Raw genomic sequence first — 21,050 nt, forward strand, 5'->3', positions numbered from 1 at the left:
ATGCAATCTCCTGACAAAAGTCAGAAGTTTGGCGCAAGTTGAAATCGATTACAGAAAAATATGTCATTTAGTAATGGTCGTTCAACGAGTTATCATGCGACAATTCTCGAATCTCCGGACACTACTGAAAGAAACACAAAGAAAACAGCAATAGCATGGACTGTCTCCTTGTTTATAGTAGTCAGACATATTACCTTCGTCAAGCGATAATCATCTCTTTGTGAAAGCAGCAATTGTAGCAATTAAATGGTTCGCGTTTCTAGGCAATAAATTGCCTTCATGACAAAGGGTTGCCTTGAATATCAGTTTTCGGGCAATGCAAGTCATACAATAACCTGCATTTACTGTTGAGTTTCTGTTCTCGTTCTGAATGCAATCCTTATCGGCTATCGTGCTAAACGCACGAACTGGTAGTTGAAAAAGCAACCCCTTCACAACAACAACTAATCAGTGAACGGACAAAACAGTATCCAGAAGCCTAGGAGTCTGTCGGATAGGCATTGTTTCGATCGCCAGAGTGGATAGTTACTGGCATATTGAATTAAAAATAGCGATTAAAGTGGTTTTTTAATTTCATTAAATAGCCCTTTTCATGAATCTGGTGGAATTGTTATGGTGTCTATTCGCTAAGTCCGACAGACTCCTAGAAACCTATACCAACATAACCACCAGCTGTCAGGCCATCAACATTAACACCGTCCTTTTTGCCGCCGGTCACATGATAGCGGGCATCAACACCTACATAAAAATCTTTCCATATTTTATAATCGGCGCCAGCGCCAAACATGATTCCTGGGTTGAAAAAGGTTATCGACTCAGAAGGGGGACTGATGACATGGACGCCGAAACCGACGGGGATGATCCAAGGTCTAAACCTGGAGCCTTCCATAAATTTGACTTTCGGCGCTGCGGATATGGTTAATTGACTGACAGTTACATCCCGAGGATTCAATGCGCCACCGACCAGTTGCGTGGGTCCATTGGCGAGGGCATTGCCCTGCACGTGAGAACCAAATTCCTTGTACTCGATCATCAATTCAGCAAAAATATTGGTTTTTGGCACAAGACCCCATACATCTCTAGTCAGATTCCAATCAAAGCCCGCGCCAAAATACCATGCATTTTTATCAGCTTGATCTTGAGCGCCGGCAGGAGCAACACTACTTTGAATGGATGTACCGTTGCGATGTTGTGAGCTATGTGCAAAACCACCACGGAAGAACAGCATATGACCTTCAATACTTTCCTTCTTGTCGGCTTCGACTTCTGTTACTTTCTGCTCAATACTGTCAACTTTTTGTGTAACTTTGGAAGACTGGGATTTTACTTTCTCCAATTCATTCTGAATCACTTGCAATCGACTCTCCAATTCCTTAACGCGATCCGCTGTTGTATCTTGCGCTAAAGCGTATGGTGACATCATCCCATTCACACATAAAAGTGCACTTCCAGAAATCATCTTACTAACAAAATTTTTCATCTAACACTCCTTGAGTTGTAAACATATTCCTACACATATGCGAACTCTTTAGTTCGGCAATCTCAAGGGAATGTTGAAGAAGAACAGAATGATCTTTATGGGCTATTTCACTAAAACCAGTATTTGATACCGAATTCACACCTCTAATTCAATATAATCCGACTTTAGATATCTAGTAATTAGTCATTAAAAAACAATATTATGCAAGATAATATTAAAGTATATTATTAAGATGTTTTTGTTGCGAGAGAAACCTACCATGCCTGCCATTAAATACAAAGTTAATCTGGGTGATGATGAAAGACAAATCTTGCAAGCTGTAGTACAAAAAGGCAAGAACGCTGCACGCAGCCAAACACGCGCTCGCATTCTGCTCAAGGCCGCTGAGGGATCGCGAGACAAGGACATTATAGATGCGCTGAATGTCTCGTCGCCGATGGTGGCAAAGACGCGACAGCGTTGCGTGGAAGAAGGGCCGGAAGCGGCCTTGAAAGATCATCCGCGCCCCGGCAAGGCGCCAAAACTCAGCGATAAATGGCAGCTCATCTCATTACGGTGGCCTGCAGCGATGCGCCCGATGGCCATAACCACTGGACACTGCGCCTGCTGGCGGACAAAGTAGTGGAATCAAATTACGCCGATTCCTGCAGTTACGAAACCATTCGCCAGCTTTTAAAAAAACACGCTTAAACCCTGGCAAAAACAGGAATGGTGCATCCCAGAGATACGAGAAAATATCGCACCAGACCAGGTGGTACTGCATTCGGATAACGGCAGCCCAATGAAAGGCGCAACGTTGTTGAATACCCTGCAAGCATTGGATGTAACACCATCATTCAGCCGCCCGGCGGTCAGTAACGACAATCCTTATTCAGAGTCGCTATTCAAGACGATGAATACCGCCCAGCTTATCCAGGCCAAAAGCCTCCTTGCCGCCAGGCGGTGGGTCGGCATGCTTATCCAATGGTACAACCATGAACATCGTCACAGTGCCATCCACTTTGTAACCCCGGCAGAACGCTGGAACGGCGTTACTCGGAACTGGCAGCCAGTTCGTGTCGTTCATTTAAACCCGGATCAATACGTTCCCGAAAAAACCAATCAAAAGGAGGTTAATTTAACGAGTAAGGTTAGATTGTGTTCGCGAAGCGAAGCCACAATCTAACCTTACTCGCTAGGAGGGATTCACTCAAGAAACTCAATATTCGTCCGAACATTCGCTATGACAGAGTGGATTCTTATCACGCTGCCACGAACAGACCATTTGCCGGAAACAAAGATCAGATCTTGTTTTCGCTTGATTTCGTTCTATCCTTTTGATGGTCCTATTTAAAAAACAAAGTGAATTAGCCTAAGAAACTTCAATAACCAACTTCAAGCGGCAGGCGCTCGGCATTTTCTCAAAACCCTTTACGACCAGTAAAATATCAAAATTTAAAAGAAATACACTACATCAATATGACATCATATTGCTCTTGTGTATAGGATTCTTCAACCTGCAGGCTTATTGGCTTTGCTATAAAATCACCCAATTGCGCCAAGCTTTGGGATTCCTCATCAAGGAAAAAATCAATTACTTGCTGTGATGCCAGAATACGAAATTCGTTGGCTTCAAACTGCCTGGATTCTCGTAGTAGTTCACGTAGGATCTCATAACAAATAGTTTGTGCCGTTCTGATTTCTCCTCGTCCTTGACAGGTCGGGCAAGACTCGCACAATACATGCGCGAGACTTTCCCGCGTTCGTTTCCGTGTCATCTCAACCAATCCAAGCGCGCTAAATCCATTGACTGTGATACGCGTGCGATCTTTCAGCAAAGCTTTATTGAATTCAGTCAGCACCGCATTTTTATGTTCTTCAGAATCCATATCGATAAAATCAATAATGATCATCCCGCCCAGATTACGCAACCGAAGCTGCCTCGCAATTACCTGAGCGGCTTCAAGATTCGTTTTGAAGATGGTGTCGTCGAAATTTCTAACGCCGATAAATCCACCTGTATTGACATCCATGGTGGTGAGTGCTTCCGTCTGATCAATAATCAGATACCCACCGGATTTTAAATTAACACGCTTGGCCAAAGATTTTTCAATCTCTTCCTCAACGCCATACAGATCAAATAATGGACGATCTCCGGTATACAAAATTATACGCTCAACGATATATGTCATATAGCTCTGCGAGAATTTCACAAGTTTTTGATAATTTTCACGGGAATCTATCAGTATCCGCGCAGTATCTTCATTCACATAATCTCGCAATACCCGGTGACTTAAATCTAGATCTTGATAAAGCAAAATAGGCGCGGCAATAGTCACAGATTGTTGCTGGATGTCATGCCACAACTTGTGCAGATACTCGAGATCGGCACGTAAATTACTTTCATCCGCAGTTCCAGCCATTGTTCTGATGATATAACCGCCTTTTTCATCTGTAGGTAGAATTTGTTGTAATTTCTCGCGCAACAACTCACGTTCACTGTCATCTTCAATGCGTTGAGAGATACCGATGTGCGACTCTTGGGGTAGATAAACCAATAGGCGGCCCGCCAAGCTGATTTGTGTGGATAGTCGCGCACCTTTTGTACCAATCGCATCCTTGATCACTTGCACCAAGATACTATTACCCTCGTATAATAGTTTCTCAATTGGTTTGGTGGTATCTCCCTCTTGACTGGAAGTCCTTATGTCCGCCACATGTAAAAATGCTGCTCGATCAAGGCCTATATCGACAAAAGCAGATTGCATCCCCGGCAGAACGCGACTGACACGTCCATTATAAATATTGCCCACAATGCCACGGCCGCTCGTCCGTTCAATATGCAACTCTTGTGTCACACCTTGTTCTAGTATGGCTACTCTGGTTTCTTGCGGGGTGATATTTACAAGAATTTCATTGCTCATTTGAGTATGAACTATACATATAGTAAGTCTGATCTCTGGATTTGAAAGCTAAGTATGCATAAGACAATACTTGTGCTATAGCAATTTGTGCAATACTACATTCTAATTTCAATAGCTTAGAGCCATAATTGACTGACAGTTATTGAAAAATTCCTATACCAATTTCTTCTAATAATTGTGCTGTTTCATAGAGCGGCAATCCCATGATTCCGCTATAGCTGCCGGATATCTCAACAATAAATGCAGCAGCCATGCCTTGGATAGCGTAAGCACCCGCTTTATCCAGGATATTATTATTTGCCAGGTAATTACGAATTTCTCGCTCGCTGATCTCACGAAATCTTACTGTTGATGTCGATAATCTAACTTGTATTTTATCCTTGACCCCAACACCAATGGCTGTTAAAACCTGATGTGAGCGGCCTGACAATGTTTTTAGCATTTCTTCTGCATGTTTATCATCTTGTGGCTTACCTAAAATACAACCATCAATAGTAACAATCGTATCAGCCACCAATACGGGTAGTATTGGCAATCGACGCTGGATCACTCGCCTCCAGCCTTCATCAGCTTTAGATTGAGTAATACGATAGATATAATTAGTCGGCGACTCGTCAACAAGCGGTTGTTCATCAACATCAATTTCACGGCCAAGCGTTTCCCGCATCATTAATAGATTGCACTTCACACCGATTTGTCTTAACAATTCACGTCTTCTTGGACTTCTTGAAGCAAGATATATTTGGTTTTCTGAAAACATCGTAATCAATACTCTATAATTCAAATACGCTTAATTTTTATCCCTATTGTTTTATCCATCGTATCTTAAAAGAGAAATGGAAAGTGATGCTAGTCATGACTTCATGATTTCACTTAACTCCTATGATATGGATGATTCTTGATAATCGATACGGCACGATACAGTTGTTCCGCCAGCAAAACGCGTACAAGACCATGTGGTAAGGTAAGCTTTGATAAAGCGAGCATTTCACTTGCTGTCTGCTTGATATCTGCATGCAGCCCGTCCGCACTCCCGATAACAAATGCAACGGAACCCCCATCAGTCGTCCACTCTTTTATTACATTTGCAAATTTTACTGTTGCCCATTGTTGACCGCCTTCATCAAGAACCACAATATGGCAGTTGGGTGGCAGGACTGCACGAATCCGCTGACACTCGGCAAGTAACAGTTGCGCGGTTTGTTTTCCACTGACACGCTTCTCGGGCTTAATTTCAATTAAATTAATCGTTATTTCACGCGGCAAACGTTTGACATACTCAAAATAGCCAGCTCTGACCCAATCCGGCATTTTGTTTCCAACCGCAAGTATAAAAAATTTCATGATTAGGAGAAATCAGAAGACAGACAGTTCACATTCTGTTGCGCCAGGTAGCTTGTTTTAATTCTTCTGTCCAGACCATAATGCCTTCAGATTATAGTATTCGCGTGCAACCGGCAGCATGATATGCACAATCACGTCTCCTAAATCAACGAGCAGCCATTCTCCTGTCTGCTCACCTTCCATACTGTAAACTCTTCCCCCAGCAGCCTTAACTCTTTCTTGCACATTGTTAGCCAGAGATTTTGTCTGGCGCGAAGAATCTGCACTCGCAATAACGATATATTCAAACATTGATGTTATTTTTGAAACATTGATGACATCAATTTCATAGGCCTTAATATCCTCGAGTGCGTCGACAACGATATTGACCAGCTTTTCTGAATTCATATATTCCCGGTATATAAGCAATTGGATTTAATATAATCAGAGACGTTTTCCGGAAGCAGATAACGTATGCTTTTTCCGGCATTTATCAATGATCGTATATGTGAAGCAGAGATTTCCAACAATGATGTTTGTGCCGTATAGATAAAACCGCTGGTTTGAAGCCCTAGATCATTGGCATCCAAAACACGACGGGAAATAAATTCTTTCTTGAGATCTACCGGTAGAATTTGATAATCATTGGGGGATGTATAACCTGGACGTGCGACAATTATCATATGGCATAGGCTGAACAACTCATGCCAATTATGCCACTGATTTATTTTTACAAATGCATCCATCCCAAGGATAAAGCAAAGTGCCGCGCTATCCCCCAATTCGCATTGATATTCTCGGAGTGACTCGATCGTTGTACTGATTCCAGGGCGATTGACTTCTCGCTCATCAAGCGAAAACATACTGTTATCCCGGATGGCCAAATGCACCATATTAGAACGATGATTTCTTGCTGCAATAGGAGCAGCACGTAAACGGGGGGCGCCAGAAGGAACAAAGATGATACGCTTCAGATTGATCACATCGAGCAATTCTTCAGCAATACGTAGATGGCCATAATGGATAGGATCAAATGTCCCACCATAAATACCAATGAGAGGAAATTTATCGATAGCCGCCACCTGTATCAGTATGAAAACCCATTGGTATCGAATTCTTTCTTTGTCAAATATTCCTCATATCTGCTTATAATAAGGCCAAACGCATATCCGTCAATACTTCCGTTAAATGAGTCGTAAAACGTGCCGCAGTTGCTCCATCAATAACTCGGTGATCGTAGGAGAGTGACAAGGGAAGCATTAAGCGCGGAATAAATTGGTTGTCGCGATAAACAGGCTTAATACTTGCCTTTGAAATACCCAAAATGGCAACTTCAGGTGCATTGATAATCGGTGTAAACGCAGTGCCGCCAATTCCACCCAAGCTGGAAATGGTGAAACTTGCGCCTTGCATATCAGTTGGCTTTAATTTACCTTCACGTGCCAGCAAAGAGAGTCTTGTTAATTCTTCGGCGATAGTTATGATTCCCTTCTGATCAACATCCTTAATGACAGGAACAACTAATCCATTGATCGTATCGACGGCAAAACCGATATGATAAAAATGCTTAATGATCAGATTAGCTTCGCCATCTACAGTATTATCGAGGGATGCATTGAATTCCGGAAATTTTTTCAAAGGCGCAATTAATGCCTTCATCAAAAAAGCCAATAATGTTAATTTTACTTTATTTTCTTTGGCACTTTCATTGGATTCTTTTCGCAAATTCTCTAAATCAGAGATATCAGCTTCATCAAACTGAGTCACATGTGGAATCATTACCCAATTCCGGTGCAAATTAGCACCAGAAATTTGTTTAATCCGCGTTAACGGTTTTAGCTCAATCGGGCCGAATTTGGCAAAATTAACCTGTGGCCATGGTAGTAAATTAAGTGCCAGTCCGGTTCCACTGCTACGAGTTTTTGATAGTTCGGTTTTTACATAGGCCTGTATATCTTCTTTGAGAATTCTATGTTTAGGGCCACTGCCTGTAATTAAATCGAGATTTACCCCTAATTCCCGTGCGAAGCGGCGTATTGATGGACTCGCATGTGCTTTAGAAAAAGCACTGCTGACTGATGATCCATTTTGCTGCGGCAATTTCTGAATTTGCTGAATGGCGGCTGCTTGCTTGACTGCCATTTTAGGTTGCGTTGCAACAGCTTTCTTGACCGACACAATCTCAGCAGCTAAATTAGGAGCTACCGCATGATCGCTATCTGAAACTTCAATCGTTAGAACCGCTGTACCTTCAGATACTTTATCACCTGCCTTGAGAAAAATTTCCTTAATCAGGCCGGAGTATGGGGATGGAATCTCTATGGTAGCTTTGTCGGACTCCAGTGTGATCAATGAATCTTCAGCTTTAACCTCATCACCAGCTTTTATCAGAACTTCAATAACCGGAACATCTTTGAAGTCACCGATATCAGGAATTAATATTTTTTTCAATTCAGCCACATGCTTTCCTCAATATACTTCAATACGAAAAGACACTGATGCAGTCATTTTATTTATGTTATCGATTCTTATATTTGATAAATAAGTTTCTGATTTAACTGGTTGCTGGATTAGGTCTTTCTGGATCAATACCGTATTTTTCTATCGCTTTAACAATCTGTTGGTTTGATATTTTTCCTTCTTCAGATAATGCTTTAAGTGCTGCAACCGTAATATAGAATCGATCGACTTCAAAAAAATGACGCAATTTTTCGCGCGTATCCGAGCGTCCAAATCCGTCCGTTCCTAAAACACGATATTTTCCAGGAATAAATTCACGGATCTGGTCCGCATAAATTTTCATGTAATCAGTGGCTGCCACTACAGGTCCTTCCCGACCTTTGAAGCAATTTTCCACATGAGACAGTTTCGCTGATTGATCGGGATGCAGCATATTCCAGCGTGTTACACTTAAAGCTTCGCGCCTTAACTCATTAAAGCTGGTCACGCTCCAGATATCGGCATTAACGTTATATTCATTCTTGAGAATTTCTGCCGCCGCGATCACTTCACGAAGGATAGTTCCAGCACCTAGCAACTGCACATGTAATTCCTTACTGTTCTTATTTCCTTCGCTAAATAAATACATACCTTTCAATATGTCATTTTCAACGCCATCCGGCATTTCAGGATGCGAGTAGTTTTCATTCATTACAGTAATGTAATAGTAGACATCCTCTTGCTCCAGATACATGCGTCGCAATCCATCCTGGATAATGACAGCCAATTCATAAGCAAATGCCGGATCATACGAGACACAATTAGGAATCGTTGAAGCAACGATATGACTGTGACCATCTTCATGCTGGAGCCCTTCCCCGTTTAAAGTCGTGCGTCCGGCCGTGCCCCCCAGCAAAAAACCACGACAGCGCATATCCCCAGCAGCCCAAGCTAAATCTCCGATACGCTGAAAACCAAACATTGAATAAAATATAAAGAATGGAATCATCTGAATCCCATGAGTGCTATAGGATGTCGCTGCAGCTATCCAGGATGACATGGCACCTGCTTCGTTGATCCCTTCCTGTAGAATCTGTCCGTGCTTGTCTTCCTTGTAGTACATTAGCTGATCAGCATCCTGCGGTGTATACAGTTGGCCAACGGATGACCAAATGCCCAATTGACGGAACATGCCTTCCATGCCAAAAGTACGCGATTCATCAGCGACAATCGGGACAATATGCTTGCCAATCTGCTTATCTTTAACCAGGATATTGAGAATACGCACAAAAGCCATGGTTGTTGAGGATTCTCGACCTTCTCCGCTAGCTTTTAGCAATGACTCAAAAGCTGATAAAGGCGGTATTTGCAGTGCCTGAGCACTTGTTTTTCGGCTATGAAAGGTACCGCCTAAAGCTTTACGCCGCTCTTGCATATAGATAAACTCGGGTGAATCCTCGGCTAAAGTGAGATAAGGCACTTCGTCGATCTTATCATCTGGAATATCCAGACCAAAACGATTCCGGAAGGCTTTTAATGAAGTTGTCCCCATTTTCTTTTGCTGATGGGTAATATTCTGTGCTTCACCGGCTTCTCCCATGCCATAACCTTTGATGGTTTTGGCTAATATTACTGTCGGCTGACCGGTATGTTTTATCGCAGCAGCATAAGCAGCGTAAACTTTATAAGGATCGTGCCCGCCCCGGTTTAACCGCCAGATATCATCATCAGACATATTGGCAACCATTTCCAATAACTCAGGATATTTGCCAAAAAAGTGTTCACGTACATATGCCCCATCTCTGGCTTTAAAATTTTGGTATTCTCCATCAACACATTCCATCATGCGTTTTTGTAGTAATCCTTTGGTATCTTTAGCCAATAAAGGATCCCAATAAGAACCCCAGATCACCTTGATCACATTCCATCCAGCGCCACGAAAGGCGCCTTCCAGTTCTTGAATAATTTTGCCATTTCCCCGTACTGGGCCATCCAAACGCTGAAGATTACAATTAACAACAAAGATTAAATTATCGAGATTCTCGCGAGATGCCAATGAAATTGCCCCGAGTGACTCAGGTTCGTCCATCTCGCCATCGCCCATAAAAGCCCAGATTTTACGGCCATCAGTATTGACGAATCCGCGACTATCTAAATACTTCATAAATCGCGCTTGATAAATAGCCATAAGAGGCCCCAATCCCATTGAAACTGTAGGAAATTTCCAGAAAGTCGGCATCAACCACGGATGCGGATAAGAAGACAGACCATTACCGCCAGTTTCTTGACGAAAATTATCAAGTTGTTCCTGGCTTAAGTGTCCGAAAAGAAATGCATAGGCATAGACACCCGGAGAAGAATGGCCCTGGATATATACCAAGTCCCCGCCGTGCGTTTCACAAGGCGCATGCCAGAAATGATGATAGCCTACGTCATAGAGTGTTGCTGCCGATGCGAAACTGGCTATGTGACCACCCACATTGGTATTTCTGTTTGCGCGCAACACCATGGCCATCGCATTCCATCGCACATAGGAACGAATACGGTGTTCTATCGCATTATTTCCAGGCGAGCGTTCTTCTTTGCCGGGTGGAATTGTATTGATATAGGCAGTTGTCGCGCTATAAGGCAGGTAAGCACCTGAGCGACGAGCTTTTTCAATAAGCTTTTCCAATAGAAAATGTGCACGCTCTCCACCTATATTGATGATGACCGAATCGAGAGCATCCAGCCATTCTTGTGTTTCTTGTGGATCAATATCAGGTTGCAATTCCATGTCTGGCACACTCATCAAATTTAACTTGCTTATCTATTATTAATACCGGTTTGTGCACGTTCAGCCGCCAGAACGGTATTACATAGCAACATGGAAATGGTCATCGGCCCTACCCCTCCAGGAACTGGAGTAATATAACCTGCAACATTTTTAACAGATTCATAATCAACATCACCGCAGAGTTTCCCATCCGGTAATCGATTAATACCCACATCAATTACTACCGCACCAGGCTTTACCATTTCTGCTGTAATCATGTGCGGCTTTCCTATTGCTACCACCAGGATATCAGCATTTTTTGTAAATTGAGGTAAATCACGTGTCTTTGAAGTACAAATGGTGACAGTGGCTCCCCGCTCCAATAACATCAATGCCATCGGTTTACCCACAATGTTGCTACGTCCTACCACTACGGCATGTTGACCTTCAATCGGAATATGATTTTTTTCCAGCATCACCATAACACCATAAGGTGTGCAAGGAGAAAATATTGTATTTCCGGTAACCAGTGCACCGATGTTATAAAGATGGAAACCATCCACATCTTTCTCTACGGCAATGGATGTAATCACGCGATTATTTTCAAAATGCGATGGTAATGGTAACTGAACCAGAATGCCATGAATATGTGGGTTTTCATTGAGTGATTGAATGCAATTTAACACCTCACTTTGCTGCGTATTCCCTGGAAAACTATGCACCTCCGAGTAAATGCCGATTTCACTGCAGGCTTTAACTTTATTCCTGACATAAATACCAGATGCGGCATTATCTCCAACGATAATCACTGCCAATCCTGGTTTAATGCCGGACCGGATCAATTTCTCGGTCCGTATTTTCCACTCAGCACGTACCGACTCAGCTATTTTCTTGCCATCTATAATATGAGCGCTCATTCTTACGCCAGCAACCAGTTTGGTCAGTTAATCTTAATTTCTCGTTATTCGCCAGATAATATCGAACATACACATAATACGCACAAAGGTTAACCCGCTAGTTTGCTTTTCTTTATTTTTTTGCGATATATAAATACACCAATAAGAAATACCGGTATTACAAAAAGAGCCGCTGAAATCAATCCCGCAGCAAGAATTGCAATCGCACTATTCCCTGGCATAAACAATGTTACAAACCAGATCACGGCAAAGGCGATAAATAAACCACCATACAACATAATCTTTCTACCGCGATCATATAATCGCCAAAAGGCTCCTGAAACTTGCGTATCATCGATGTGGTGATCAAAAACTTCTGCCAGACTGTTATCATCGGGTTCAGATTCATACCCGACAGCTACAGCCAAAGCATTGTGATCATCTTCAATTTTTGACATTTTTCTCAAAAACTCAATTCGCTTGGCTACTTTATTTTTATGTAGCCCATCTTGAATTAGCATGGCTCTCAAAGCTACAAAAGCCAATTCACGTGCATCATTTACATTTCCCAAGCTTTCAGCAAATTTCCACATCACACCCAATAAATAAAGCTGAATGGTCATGTCTTTAAATTCAGGTGCAAAGTCATAATCTTTACTTTTGATGCGCTCAAGCTGAGCAATCAGCATTTCTCTTGCATGCGCAACACAAGCATCCGTTGTTGAAACATCTGGAGTGGTTATCTCCGGAACAACTGCTTCGGCAGTAGATTTATCTGGATCAGTTGTTACCTCTTTCATTTTGAGACCTCGTGCTTTATTATTTTAATCAGAATATTGATGCGCATTATATACTGGCTGAAGAATTCAGGAAAAAGATCGTATCATCTGCTGATGATACTGCTTATATTTGACCAGAGTAACAAAAAAACAAGGAAATCTAACTTAAACAGCATTCCCTTTAAGATTGAGGCGCTGCCAGATGATCGATGTCAGATCGGCTGAATTTAATGTGTAGAAATGTAATCCGGGCGCACCTGCTTGTAATAAACGCTCGCAAAGATCAGTGACAATATCCAACCCAAAAGCTTGAATGGATGCACTATCATCACTATAACCTTCCAGTTTCTTACGAATCCAGCGAGGAATTTCAGCACCGCAAGTATCTGAAAACCGAACCAGTTGAGAGAATTTATTAATCGGCATGATGCCCGGAACAATAGGAATGTTCAAACCCGCTGAGTCACAGGATTCAACGAAATGATAATAAGCGTCCGCATTATAGAAATATTGAGTAATCGCAGAATTTGCTCCGGTTTCAATTTTTCGCTTAAAATTTTCGAAATCTGCTTGTGCAGAACGCGCTTGTGGATGGCACTCCGGATAAGCAGCCACATCGATATGAAACGAAGATCCGAACTCCTGCCGAATAAAAGCAACCAGTTCGCTGGCATAACGAAATTCTCCAGCTTGTGCCATACCCGATGGCAAATCGCCACGGAGCGCAACAATATGCCGAATGCCTGCTTGATGGTATTTTTCAAGAATCGCTCGAATATTCTGCTGAGTCGAGCCAATACAAGAAAGGTGAGGAGCGACAATGTGTCCTTCTGCTTGAACTTCTAACACTGTTTCCAGTGTTCGTTCACGAGTTGAGCCTCCGGCACCAAAAGTTACAGAAAAGAATTTAGGATTGTATTGCGCCAATTGCCTGCGTGTTAACCGGAGTTTCTCAACACCTTGCGGGGTTTGAGGCGGAAAAAGCTCAAAGCTGAAAGTTGGGGAAAATTTCTTTTGTGATTTCATCTGCACGAGTTTATAGGGTCAGAATTATTTCAATCCACATTAATACGAATACTAATCAGCTCTGTTTTATAACAAGCTATTGCTAAATCTGAGAATCATTCGAATTTATGTAAATTCAAACGATTCTCCCGTTCAGAAAGATTAAATGATTAATAACGATACATCGCTGGCTTATAGGGACCGTTCTTATCGAGACCTAAATATAATGCCTGCTCATCCGTTAATTCAGTGAGTTTTACTCCCAACTTCCCAATATGCAGACGCGCTACTTTTTCATCCAATTGTTTGGGTAGGACGTAAACATTTTTCTGATAATTTTCCCCATTCTGCCATAGCTCCATCTGTGCCAATACTTGATTGGTAAATGAACTGGACATTACAAAGGAAGGGTGCCCAGTAGCACAGCCCAGATTTACCAACCTGCCTTGCGCTAGTACAATGATGCGGCGTCCTGTCGGAAATATGACATGATCAACCTGTGGTTTGATATTTTCCCATTGATATTTCTGGATAGATGCAATGTCGATTTCGGAATCAAAATGGCCAATATTGCAAACTATCGCTTGATCCTTCATTTTCAACATATGATCATGCGCAATAACTCGCAAATTACCAGTCGCTGTAACAAAAATATCCGCTTGATCACAAGCATCGTTCATCGTAACCACACGATACCCTTCCATCGCTGCTTGAAGCGCGCAGATTGGGTCAATCTCGGTAATCCAGACGGTTGCGCCGAGACCACGTAATGATTGCGCACAACCCTTACCTACATCACCGTACCCGCAGACTACTGCAATCTTTCCAGCAATCATCACGTCCGTTGCACGCTTGATGCCATCAACCAATGACTCTCTACAACCATAAAGATTGTCAAACTTTGATTTAGTGACAGAATCATTCACATTAAATGCTGGAAACGGAAGTTCTCCATTTTTATGCATTTCATATAAACGATGAACCCCTGTAGTAGTTTCTTCAGTAACCCCACGAATCCTGGCAAGATTTTTTGAATACCAGTTAGGTTCGGATGACAGTTTGCTTTTGATTGAAGCAAACAATACGGTTTCTTCTTCGTTGGTAGGATTGGCAATAACTGAAGGATCTTTCTCTGCTTTGGCTCCCAGAATAAGCAGCAATGTAGCATCACCGCCATCATCCAGAATCATATTGGCACCACTGGGTTGTCCAGCAACTGTCCATTCGAAGATCTGGTGAGCATATACCCAGTAATCTTCCAGAGACTCTCCCTTATAGGCAAACACAGGTATATTCTTAGCTGCTATGGCTGAAGCGGCATGGTCCTGCGTAGAAAAAATATTGCAGGAAGCCCAACGCACTTCCGCGCCTAAAGCCACTAATGTTTCAATTAACACAGCAGTTTGAATCGTCATATGCAAAGAACCTGCGATACGTGCGCCTGCTAGTGGTTTTTGATTCGCATATTCTTTACGCAATGCCATCAGACCTGGCATTTCTGTTTCGGCGATTGCTATCTCTTTACGTCCCCATTCTGCCAACGAAATATCGGCAACTTTATAGTCAGTAAAAGAACCACCTTTTGGGTTAAGCACAGCGTTCATAATCTTCTCCTTAAATATGAACGAGCGCCGTTGTAACAATACCCACCTTTGCTGAGCCTCACGGAACAAACCGCTGCAGCGCTCCTCAGCATAGGGGAAGAATCAATTAGAACTTACTAATAGCGGCAAATGCTACGAATAATTTATAGACCAGCATCGGCACGTAATTGAGCAGCTTTATCCGTAAATTCCCAGGTAAATTCAGGAAGCTCACGACCAAAATGTCCATAGGCTGCAGTTTTCCCGTAAATAGGGCGTAACAGATTCAGTGCATGAATGATACCGCGGGGACGTAGATCAAAATGTCTTTCAATTAATTCGGCAATCTTTTCGTCAGCAATTTTCCCTGTACCGAATGTGTTAACCATCAATGAAACAGGTCTTGCAACACCAATGGCATAGGCAACTTGCACCTCACATCTGCTGGCAATTCCAGCCGCTACAATATTCTTTGCAACATAGCGTCCGGCATAAGTCGCTGATCGATCAACTTTAGAAGGATCTTTACCAGAAAAAGCACCGCCACCATGATGTGCGGCACCGCCATAACTATCTACAATAATTTTACGGCCGGTTAAACCACAATCACCCATTGGACCGCCTACAACAAAACGACCTGTTGGATTTACCAGATACTTAATTCGATCACTGATCAACTCGGCAGGCAATACTGGCTTAATAATTTCTTCAATAACCGCTTCAGTCAATGCCTGATGGGAAATATCAGGATCGTGTTGTGTTGAAATCACAACAGTCTCAATACGCTGTGGCTTACCATTCAGGTATCGCACTGAAACTTGCGATTTGGCATCAGGACGCAACCATGCTAATTTGCCCTTTTTCCTCAATTCGGCTTGGCGTTCAACCAAACGATGTGCATAAAAAATTGGCATGGGCATCAGTTGCGGTGTTTCATCGCAAGCATATCCGAACATAAGTCCCTGATCTCCAGCCCCTTGTTCCATTTCCTCTTCTTTGGTACGGTCAACTCCCTGCGCAATATCCGGTGATTGTTTGTTAAAAGCCGTTAAGACCGCACACGTAGTAGAATCAAAGCCGATATTAGAACTGGTATAACCGATATTCTTAACAGTTTCCCGTGCAATAATGTTGTAATCCACAGAAGCATGCGTTGTTATCTCACCCGATAACACAATTAAACCGGTACTGCATAATGTCTCACAAGCAACCCGCGCGTTGGCATCTTGACTCAGGATTGCATCCAAAACAGCGTCAGAAATTTGATCGGCAACTTTGTCAGGATGCCCTTCAGAAACAGATTCGGAAGTAAAAAGATATTCACTCATAGTTTTATCTATCAAAATTAGGAAAAGTTATAAAGTATACCCGATTGCGTCTTTGAAAATAGAATTCAGTCAAACTTAATATTTATTTTATAAAAACAACATCACTGCTGCGACGATTTATTCTTTATTCTCCGCAAAAAATATCTCACACCCTCCATGTGGGTTATAACGGTATCGTGTATCATTCAAGCGCATACATTTTGGACCGAAAGGATTAGCAGTGCCAATATATAATCCATCCGGTGAAGATATCAGTGTTCGTAGACCAATGTTATATGGATTACCCATACCATTGGTTGTCACTGGTATCCAATTCTCGCCATCGAAACTCCTGTATAGATCAAAACCCGATTGACGTTCCAAAACAAATTGTGGATCGACGTGATTTACTATCCCAGTAAAAGCTTCTGGCCAGTTTTCTCTATTTGCATAGCCTAATAACGCACTCCACTCGAAAGTACTTAAATAAAGCCATCCTTGGTGCTCACACATGCGCCAAAAATAACCGTTGAAGAAATTATCGAATCCCGGCATATATCCAGAAAGAGCCTCTTTCCAACCATCCGGAGTCTCGCGTGCATCACCGACTATTAAATCCCAATGCCCATCTGGGTAAATTCGTATCAATTCGGGTGGTGCAGGACCAATTTTATTTTGCCGATCAACCCCTCCACCTTGTATTCCACTGCCAACATACAGCGCGCCCTTGAATGGATACATACTGAGTACACACTGATTAAAAGCACCACGATACGCACCTCGATCAATGATTTTTTCCCAATGATAAGGGGGTTCTCCATCTACTGTGCTACGCCAAACCTGATAGCCTTCCAGATTAAAAGTACCAACATATAGATAATCTTCAAAGCCAGCCATTTCAAAGATTGTTTTATTACCAGAGTCTCCAAAACCAAAATCGCTAACTGGTCTCCATTGACCACTCGCTGGTTTTTTACTTTCGTAGACCACTGAATGTGCAGATATATTTGGATTTCCTCCGCGAGAGCCAGCTGGAGTTGTAAAAAGACGCCCCTTAAACATCACCATTGTTCGGATTGTTGTTACGGGTAAACCAATTAAACCTGGTTCACAAGTTGGTGTAAAAGTGGCGCCGTCTTCAGACGATAATATTAGTGGCCCAGGTCCTTTTGCAGGTGACCAAGTACTAACGAGCAGAACAGGTTTATCATTATTATTTCCCTGATAGACTATCATTCCACGATAGCCTATTTCTCGTGTAATGAGTTTACCGTGACTACCTGTTATGAGTGGTGCTTTATGAATCCTCTCCCAGCTTTCACTGTTTGGACTATACCGCCAAATCTCTGCCCGCATATCTAGTTCAAATGGATCCTCCGGACACTCGACTGGCCATGTATTCAACCCAATTGAAAGACGCGAGCTCATAAAGGGAAAATTACCGCGCGTCGTCGCTACATAGAGTTGGTTTTTAAACCAGGCCATAGAATGTGCATAAGCATTAAGTCCATCGCCGAAACCACCGTGTGCAATTAACCTAAAGTCTTCTTTTTTAAGGCCTGGTCTGATGCTTAGTTTATTTTTTACCCGACTCACTTATCGATCATTTGTGATTATTTTGGAAAGATACGAGCCTACAAATTTTTTAGCTTCATTTAATTCAATAAATGGTCCAATTCTGGTAGATTCCCGAGTGAAAAAAAACCACTTTCCATTAGATTTAAAAAAACGCTCGCAACGAAAATAGTTTTTAAAATCTTCACCATTTCTGTATTTAGAATTGTTAGTAAGCTCACCATTAAGAAATTGATTACATATCGTTAATACCTCATCCGACCTTGATGTCAGAAAAAAATGTCCGGCACCACGCACATGTCTAAATTCTGCATTCGGCCAGATATCTAGTAATTGTTTTCCAGTTAATTTAGCCTGTGAATTTTCACCATATATTGACAGGATTGGGAAATTAAATTTCTGTAATTTTTCTAAAGTCAAACCATCTTCACTCATCAATTCATTCTCGGCAGATGTATTGGTCATTAAATTTAGCCATTGCATTGCCGTGCGGTTACTGAATTTTCCTGAATATGGAATAATCAATTCAGCTAGGTTTTCCGGAATATTCTTTTCTTCTATTTGCATTTGTGCCATTAAAGTTAATAGCTTACATCCAAACTTTGAGTTATGGATTTCAAGATCCAATCCATATTGGTGCAGGAGCGATTGAATTTTCTTGCCATATTCCCAACTTTTCTCACCTTGCAATTGACGAAAAGTATAAATATGCGTATCGGCTAATATCAAACCCGCCACACGCTTTGGATCAAGACAAGCGAAATTGAGAGCAATTATTCCGCCAAAACTATGAACAATAAAATATGCACGTTTAATTCCAAGATGGACAAGCAAACTCTGAAGATCAGAAGCAAGATTTTGCGGAGTATAACCACTCTCTGTCATTTCTGACCGACCATGCCCGCGCAAATCGTATAACGTTATTCGATATCTCTTCGAAAAAGCTGGTGCATATTGGAAATACCAGAAAGCCATATTCGTGGCCAAGCCGTGCACCATGATCAGATCTTCCACTTGATCCCCTGACTGCTCAGAATTTATTTGAACATAATTTAACCGGTGACCATTAATAATTTCAACTGGCACAGCATCTACTCCATATATCCTAATAGACGTAGTTGTTCCATGATTTTTTCTTTCTCATCTTCATCTATCCTGGCTGATTCATTATCTTTGACATGCTTATTAGTGGGAGCACCAATCACAATCGGGTGCTCAGAGAGATAAGCTTCATTAAAGATTGAAAATGGCACTTTTCCCTCAAGGTCACTAGGCACCTCTAGTCCTAAGCTATATAATAAAGTTGCCCCAACATCAACAATATTGCATTTCTCTGCAACTACGCCTTGTTTTATTCCTCGTCCGTATGCAAGAAAAACACCATCAGGATGATGAGTACCTGCTATTTCTGTGCGTAACTCAACTACAGGCTTCTTATTTTTAATAGAAACAAAACCGAAATCACGTAAAACCAATAACAAATCAGCCGCATCTTCCATACTCGCACCTGGGAATACTTCTTCTCTAGTATGTATCTCGGCAATAATCCGCTCTCCTGTAACTGGATCTTTTAATTCTTCAAGATCACTTATTAATCTGGCCCTAACAGTCTCATATTCACTTGGTTTTATACCAGATTCACCGGGATTTCTGGCAACACGGATATTAATTCCATTACTGGATGGCGTGCGACAATAAGCAACTGTCTTTTCCCAATCCAGATAGGCGAACATGCTGTCTTCTCGTCGTTTTTCTGCTTCAGTATCGGGCACATCTTTCCATTCCAGATATCCTTTTTCATGCAGATAAGAATTAATTCGCACCACTTCGGTTGTTGAAGTAAAACCATGGTCTGATGCCATAAATACTTGTACATCCGGTCCCGCTGCTGTGACCAAACGTTCTATAAAACTGTCAAGCTGGCGAAAATAATCGTGGCACAACTTGCGCATTCTTAAGTGATATTCACTGAGCTCGCCAGTCTGTAGGTTAGGATCAACAAATAACCAAGCTTGGTGTTGCAGTTTATCAACACCATCGAACATTACCGCCATTAAATCTGGTGATTCTTCACGCAGCAAATAATCAGCGATACAAAACCACTGTTTCTCACGCGGCAAATGATAACGTACCCAGTTTTCGCGATCCTCGTTAGTTAGCTCATCAAGCGCTTGCTTTTCCTGCTCAAAATCCCAAGCCAATTCTTTCGGATTAAAATCTGGAATAGTTTTTAACCGATCATATAAATCTTCTGGGGCTGAGTTACGCCGCAAATGACGCCATGGAATGAAACCTGGCAGCATAAAGCCGTTTAAGTTTTTTGGTGGAGGTGCAGTGAAAGGAAAATTTAGCGCAGCTACTCGTTTGCCCTGACGACTGGCAATCGACCATATCATTTCTGCTTTACAATCTCGAGAATCGTATAGCGTAAAAAACACATCGTTTCCACGTTCTTCTGCACGAATAAAATCAAAAATACCATGATTTCCTGGATTTCGTCCGGTCATTAGAGAGACCCAAGCAGGCGGAGTCAAAGGATTAGGCGTTGAACGTAAAACGCCCCGTACTCCTTTGTCGAATATTTTCGCCATAAATGGCATCACTGGACCTTCCCCACTTTTTGCAACAAGATCATTCAGTACTGTAAAAGTAGCACCGTCCATGCCGATAAATAATGTACGAGTAGTCATCCGAGATTCATCTCCTATTGATTTTTTAGTTTAGATTCGAGAAAAATAGAAATCTGTTGAATTGACAAATCCCCGACATATTTTCCATCTTCCATAAGAAGTTCATGGAATTCCAGCTTTCGCTCATAATTTTGCTCTAGTGCTACACATAACTGTATGATATCAACTGAAGAAAAATTCAGATCATTAACTAGAAATGTTTCCTGGCTAATCGCCTCATCCAAATTTAATTCCCAATCCTGAACTAAATCTTCAACAATCATTATCACAGTCAGAATGATTTTTTCTTGTTTTACTATATCTTCCAATTTACTT

18 protein-coding genes, 2 pseudogenes and 1 riboswitch are annotated in these 21,050 nt (G+C 41.9%); of the genes and pseudogenes, 3 read left to right on the forward strand and 17 right to left on the reverse strand.

Features of this window, described 5'->3' with window-relative positions; genetic code table 11:
- Positions 1-643: 643 nt before the first annotated feature.
- Positions 644-1,480: an outer membrane beta-barrel protein gene (locus QZ942_RS01850; RefSeq protein ID WP_292992890.1), complete on the reverse strand. Its 837-nt coding sequence runs from the start codon at positions 1,478-1,480 to the stop codon at positions 644-646.
- 259 nt (positions 1,481-1,739) lie between these two features.
- On the opposite strand from QZ942_RS01850, the gene QZ942_RS01855 reads away from it, so the two are divergent.
- The 3 genes and pseudogenes from QZ942_RS01855 to QZ942_RS01865 form a co-directional block, all read left to right on the forward strand.
- Positions 1,740-2,102 (forward strand): helix-turn-helix domain-containing protein, encoded by a 363-nt coding sequence (locus QZ942_RS01855; RefSeq protein ID WP_292992892.1) that lies wholly within the window; start codon positions 1,740-1,742, stop codon positions 2,100-2,102.
- Between the two features lie 105 nt (positions 2,103-2,207).
- Positions 2,208-2,645, forward strand: a pseudogene (locus QZ942_RS01860) (integrase core domain-containing protein); the annotation flags it as partial.
- A gap of 17 nt (positions 2,646-2,662) precedes the next feature.
- A pseudogene (locus tag QZ942_RS01865) lies at positions 2,663-2,800 on the forward strand (porin); the annotation flags it as partial.
- Between the two features lie 128 nt (positions 2,801-2,928).
- Here the strand turns inward: QZ942_RS01865 and rng are convergent.
- From rng to QZ942_RS01945, 16 genes are all read right to left on the reverse strand, one after another.
- Positions 2,929-4,383 carry a ribonuclease G gene (gene rng, locus QZ942_RS01870; RefSeq protein ID WP_292992894.1) on the reverse strand — a complete coding sequence of 485 codons (1,455 nt, stop codon included), beginning with the start codon at positions 4,381-4,383 and terminating at the stop codon, positions 2,929-2,931.
- Between the two features lie 139 nt (positions 4,384-4,522).
- Positions 4,523-5,143, reverse strand: a complete 621-nt coding sequence (locus tag QZ942_RS01875; protein ID WP_292992896.1) for a Maf family protein — start codon at positions 5,141-5,143, stop codon at positions 4,523-4,525.
- A gap of 113 nt (positions 5,144-5,256) precedes the next feature.
- On the reverse strand, positions 5,257-5,727 hold the full coding sequence (rlmH, locus tag QZ942_RS01880) for a 23S rRNA (pseudouridine(1915)-N(3))-methyltransferase RlmH (RefSeq protein ID WP_292992898.1): 471 nt from the start codon (positions 5,725-5,727) through the stop codon (positions 5,257-5,259).
- A gap of 57 nt (positions 5,728-5,784) precedes the next feature.
- The gene (rsfS, locus tag QZ942_RS01885) at positions 5,785-6,114 is read right to left on the reverse strand and encodes a ribosome silencing factor (RefSeq protein ID WP_292992900.1); all 330 of its coding nucleotides are present in this window, start codon (positions 6,112-6,114) and stop codon (positions 5,785-5,787) included.
- Entirely contained in the window at positions 6,111-6,788 is a 678-nt protein-coding gene (nadD, locus tag QZ942_RS01890; protein WP_292992901.1) for a nicotinate-nucleotide adenylyltransferase, read from the reverse strand. The genes rsfS and nadD overlap by 4 nt, the downstream gene beginning before the upstream one ends.
- 64 nt (positions 6,789-6,852) lie before the next feature.
- Positions 6,853-8,166, reverse strand: a complete 1,314-nt coding sequence (aceF, locus tag QZ942_RS01895) for a dihydrolipoyllysine-residue acetyltransferase (protein ID WP_292992903.1) — start codon at positions 8,164-8,166, stop codon at positions 6,853-6,855.
- Between the two features lie 94 nt (positions 8,167-8,260).
- On the reverse strand, positions 8,261-10,921 hold the full coding sequence (gene aceE, locus QZ942_RS01900) for a pyruvate dehydrogenase (acetyl-transferring), homodimeric type (RefSeq protein WP_292992970.1): 2,661 nt from the start codon (positions 10,919-10,921) through the stop codon (positions 8,261-8,263).
- Positions 10,922-10,950: 29 nt separating this feature from the next.
- On the reverse strand, positions 10,951-11,817 hold the full coding sequence (gene folD, locus QZ942_RS01905; protein ID WP_292992905.1) for a bifunctional methylenetetrahydrofolate dehydrogenase/methenyltetrahydrofolate cyclohydrolase FolD: 867 nt from the start codon (positions 11,815-11,817) through the stop codon (positions 10,951-10,953).
- Positions 11,818-11,906: 89 nt separating this feature from the next.
- Positions 11,907-12,596, reverse strand: coding sequence for a hypothetical protein (locus QZ942_RS01910; protein ID WP_292992906.1), 690 nt, complete (start codon positions 12,594-12,596; stop codon positions 11,907-11,909).
- A 144-nt stretch (positions 12,597-12,740) separates the two neighbouring features.
- A complete protein-coding gene (metF, locus tag QZ942_RS01915; protein ID WP_292992907.1) occupies positions 12,741-13,601 on the reverse strand; it encodes a methylenetetrahydrofolate reductase [NAD(P)H] in 861 nt (286 codons plus the stop codon).
- 149 nt (positions 13,602-13,750) lie between these two features.
- On the reverse strand, positions 13,751-15,184 hold the full coding sequence (ahcY, locus tag QZ942_RS01920; protein WP_292992909.1) for an adenosylhomocysteinase: 1,434 nt from the start codon (positions 15,182-15,184) through the stop codon (positions 13,751-13,753).
- Positions 15,185-15,199: 15 nt separating this feature from the next.
- Positions 15,200-15,277, reverse strand: a riboswitch (S-adenosyl-L-homocysteine riboswitch).
- Between the two features lie 50 nt (positions 15,278-15,327).
- The gene (gene metK, locus QZ942_RS01925) at positions 15,328-16,491 is read right to left on the reverse strand and encodes a methionine adenosyltransferase (protein WP_292992910.1); all 1,164 of its coding nucleotides are present in this window, start codon (positions 16,489-16,491) and stop codon (positions 15,328-15,330) included.
- Between the two features lie 117 nt (positions 16,492-16,608).
- Positions 16,609-18,066, reverse strand: coding sequence for a hypothetical protein (locus tag QZ942_RS01930; RefSeq protein WP_292992911.1), 1,458 nt, complete (start codon positions 18,064-18,066; stop codon positions 16,609-16,611).
- Entirely contained in the window at positions 18,067-19,131 is a 1,065-nt protein-coding gene (locus QZ942_RS01935) for an alpha/beta fold hydrolase (protein WP_292992913.1), read from the reverse strand.
- A 5-nt stretch (positions 19,132-19,136) separates the two neighbouring features.
- Complete coding sequence (locus tag QZ942_RS01940; RefSeq protein ID WP_292992915.1) at positions 19,137-20,735, reverse strand: alkaline phosphatase family protein; 1,599 nt, start codon at positions 20,733-20,735, stop codon at positions 19,137-19,139.
- A 14-nt stretch (positions 20,736-20,749) separates the two neighbouring features.
- Entirely contained in the window at positions 20,750-21,043 is a 294-nt protein-coding gene (locus tag QZ942_RS01945; RefSeq protein ID WP_292992917.1) for an acyl carrier protein, read from the reverse strand.
- Positions 21,044-21,050: the final 7 nt, after the last annotated feature.

It is taken from the genome of Nitrosomonas sp. (assembly GCF_021731985.1).
Taxonomy (GTDB): domain Bacteria; phylum Pseudomonadota; class Gammaproteobacteria; order Burkholderiales; family Nitrosomonadaceae; genus Nitrosomonas.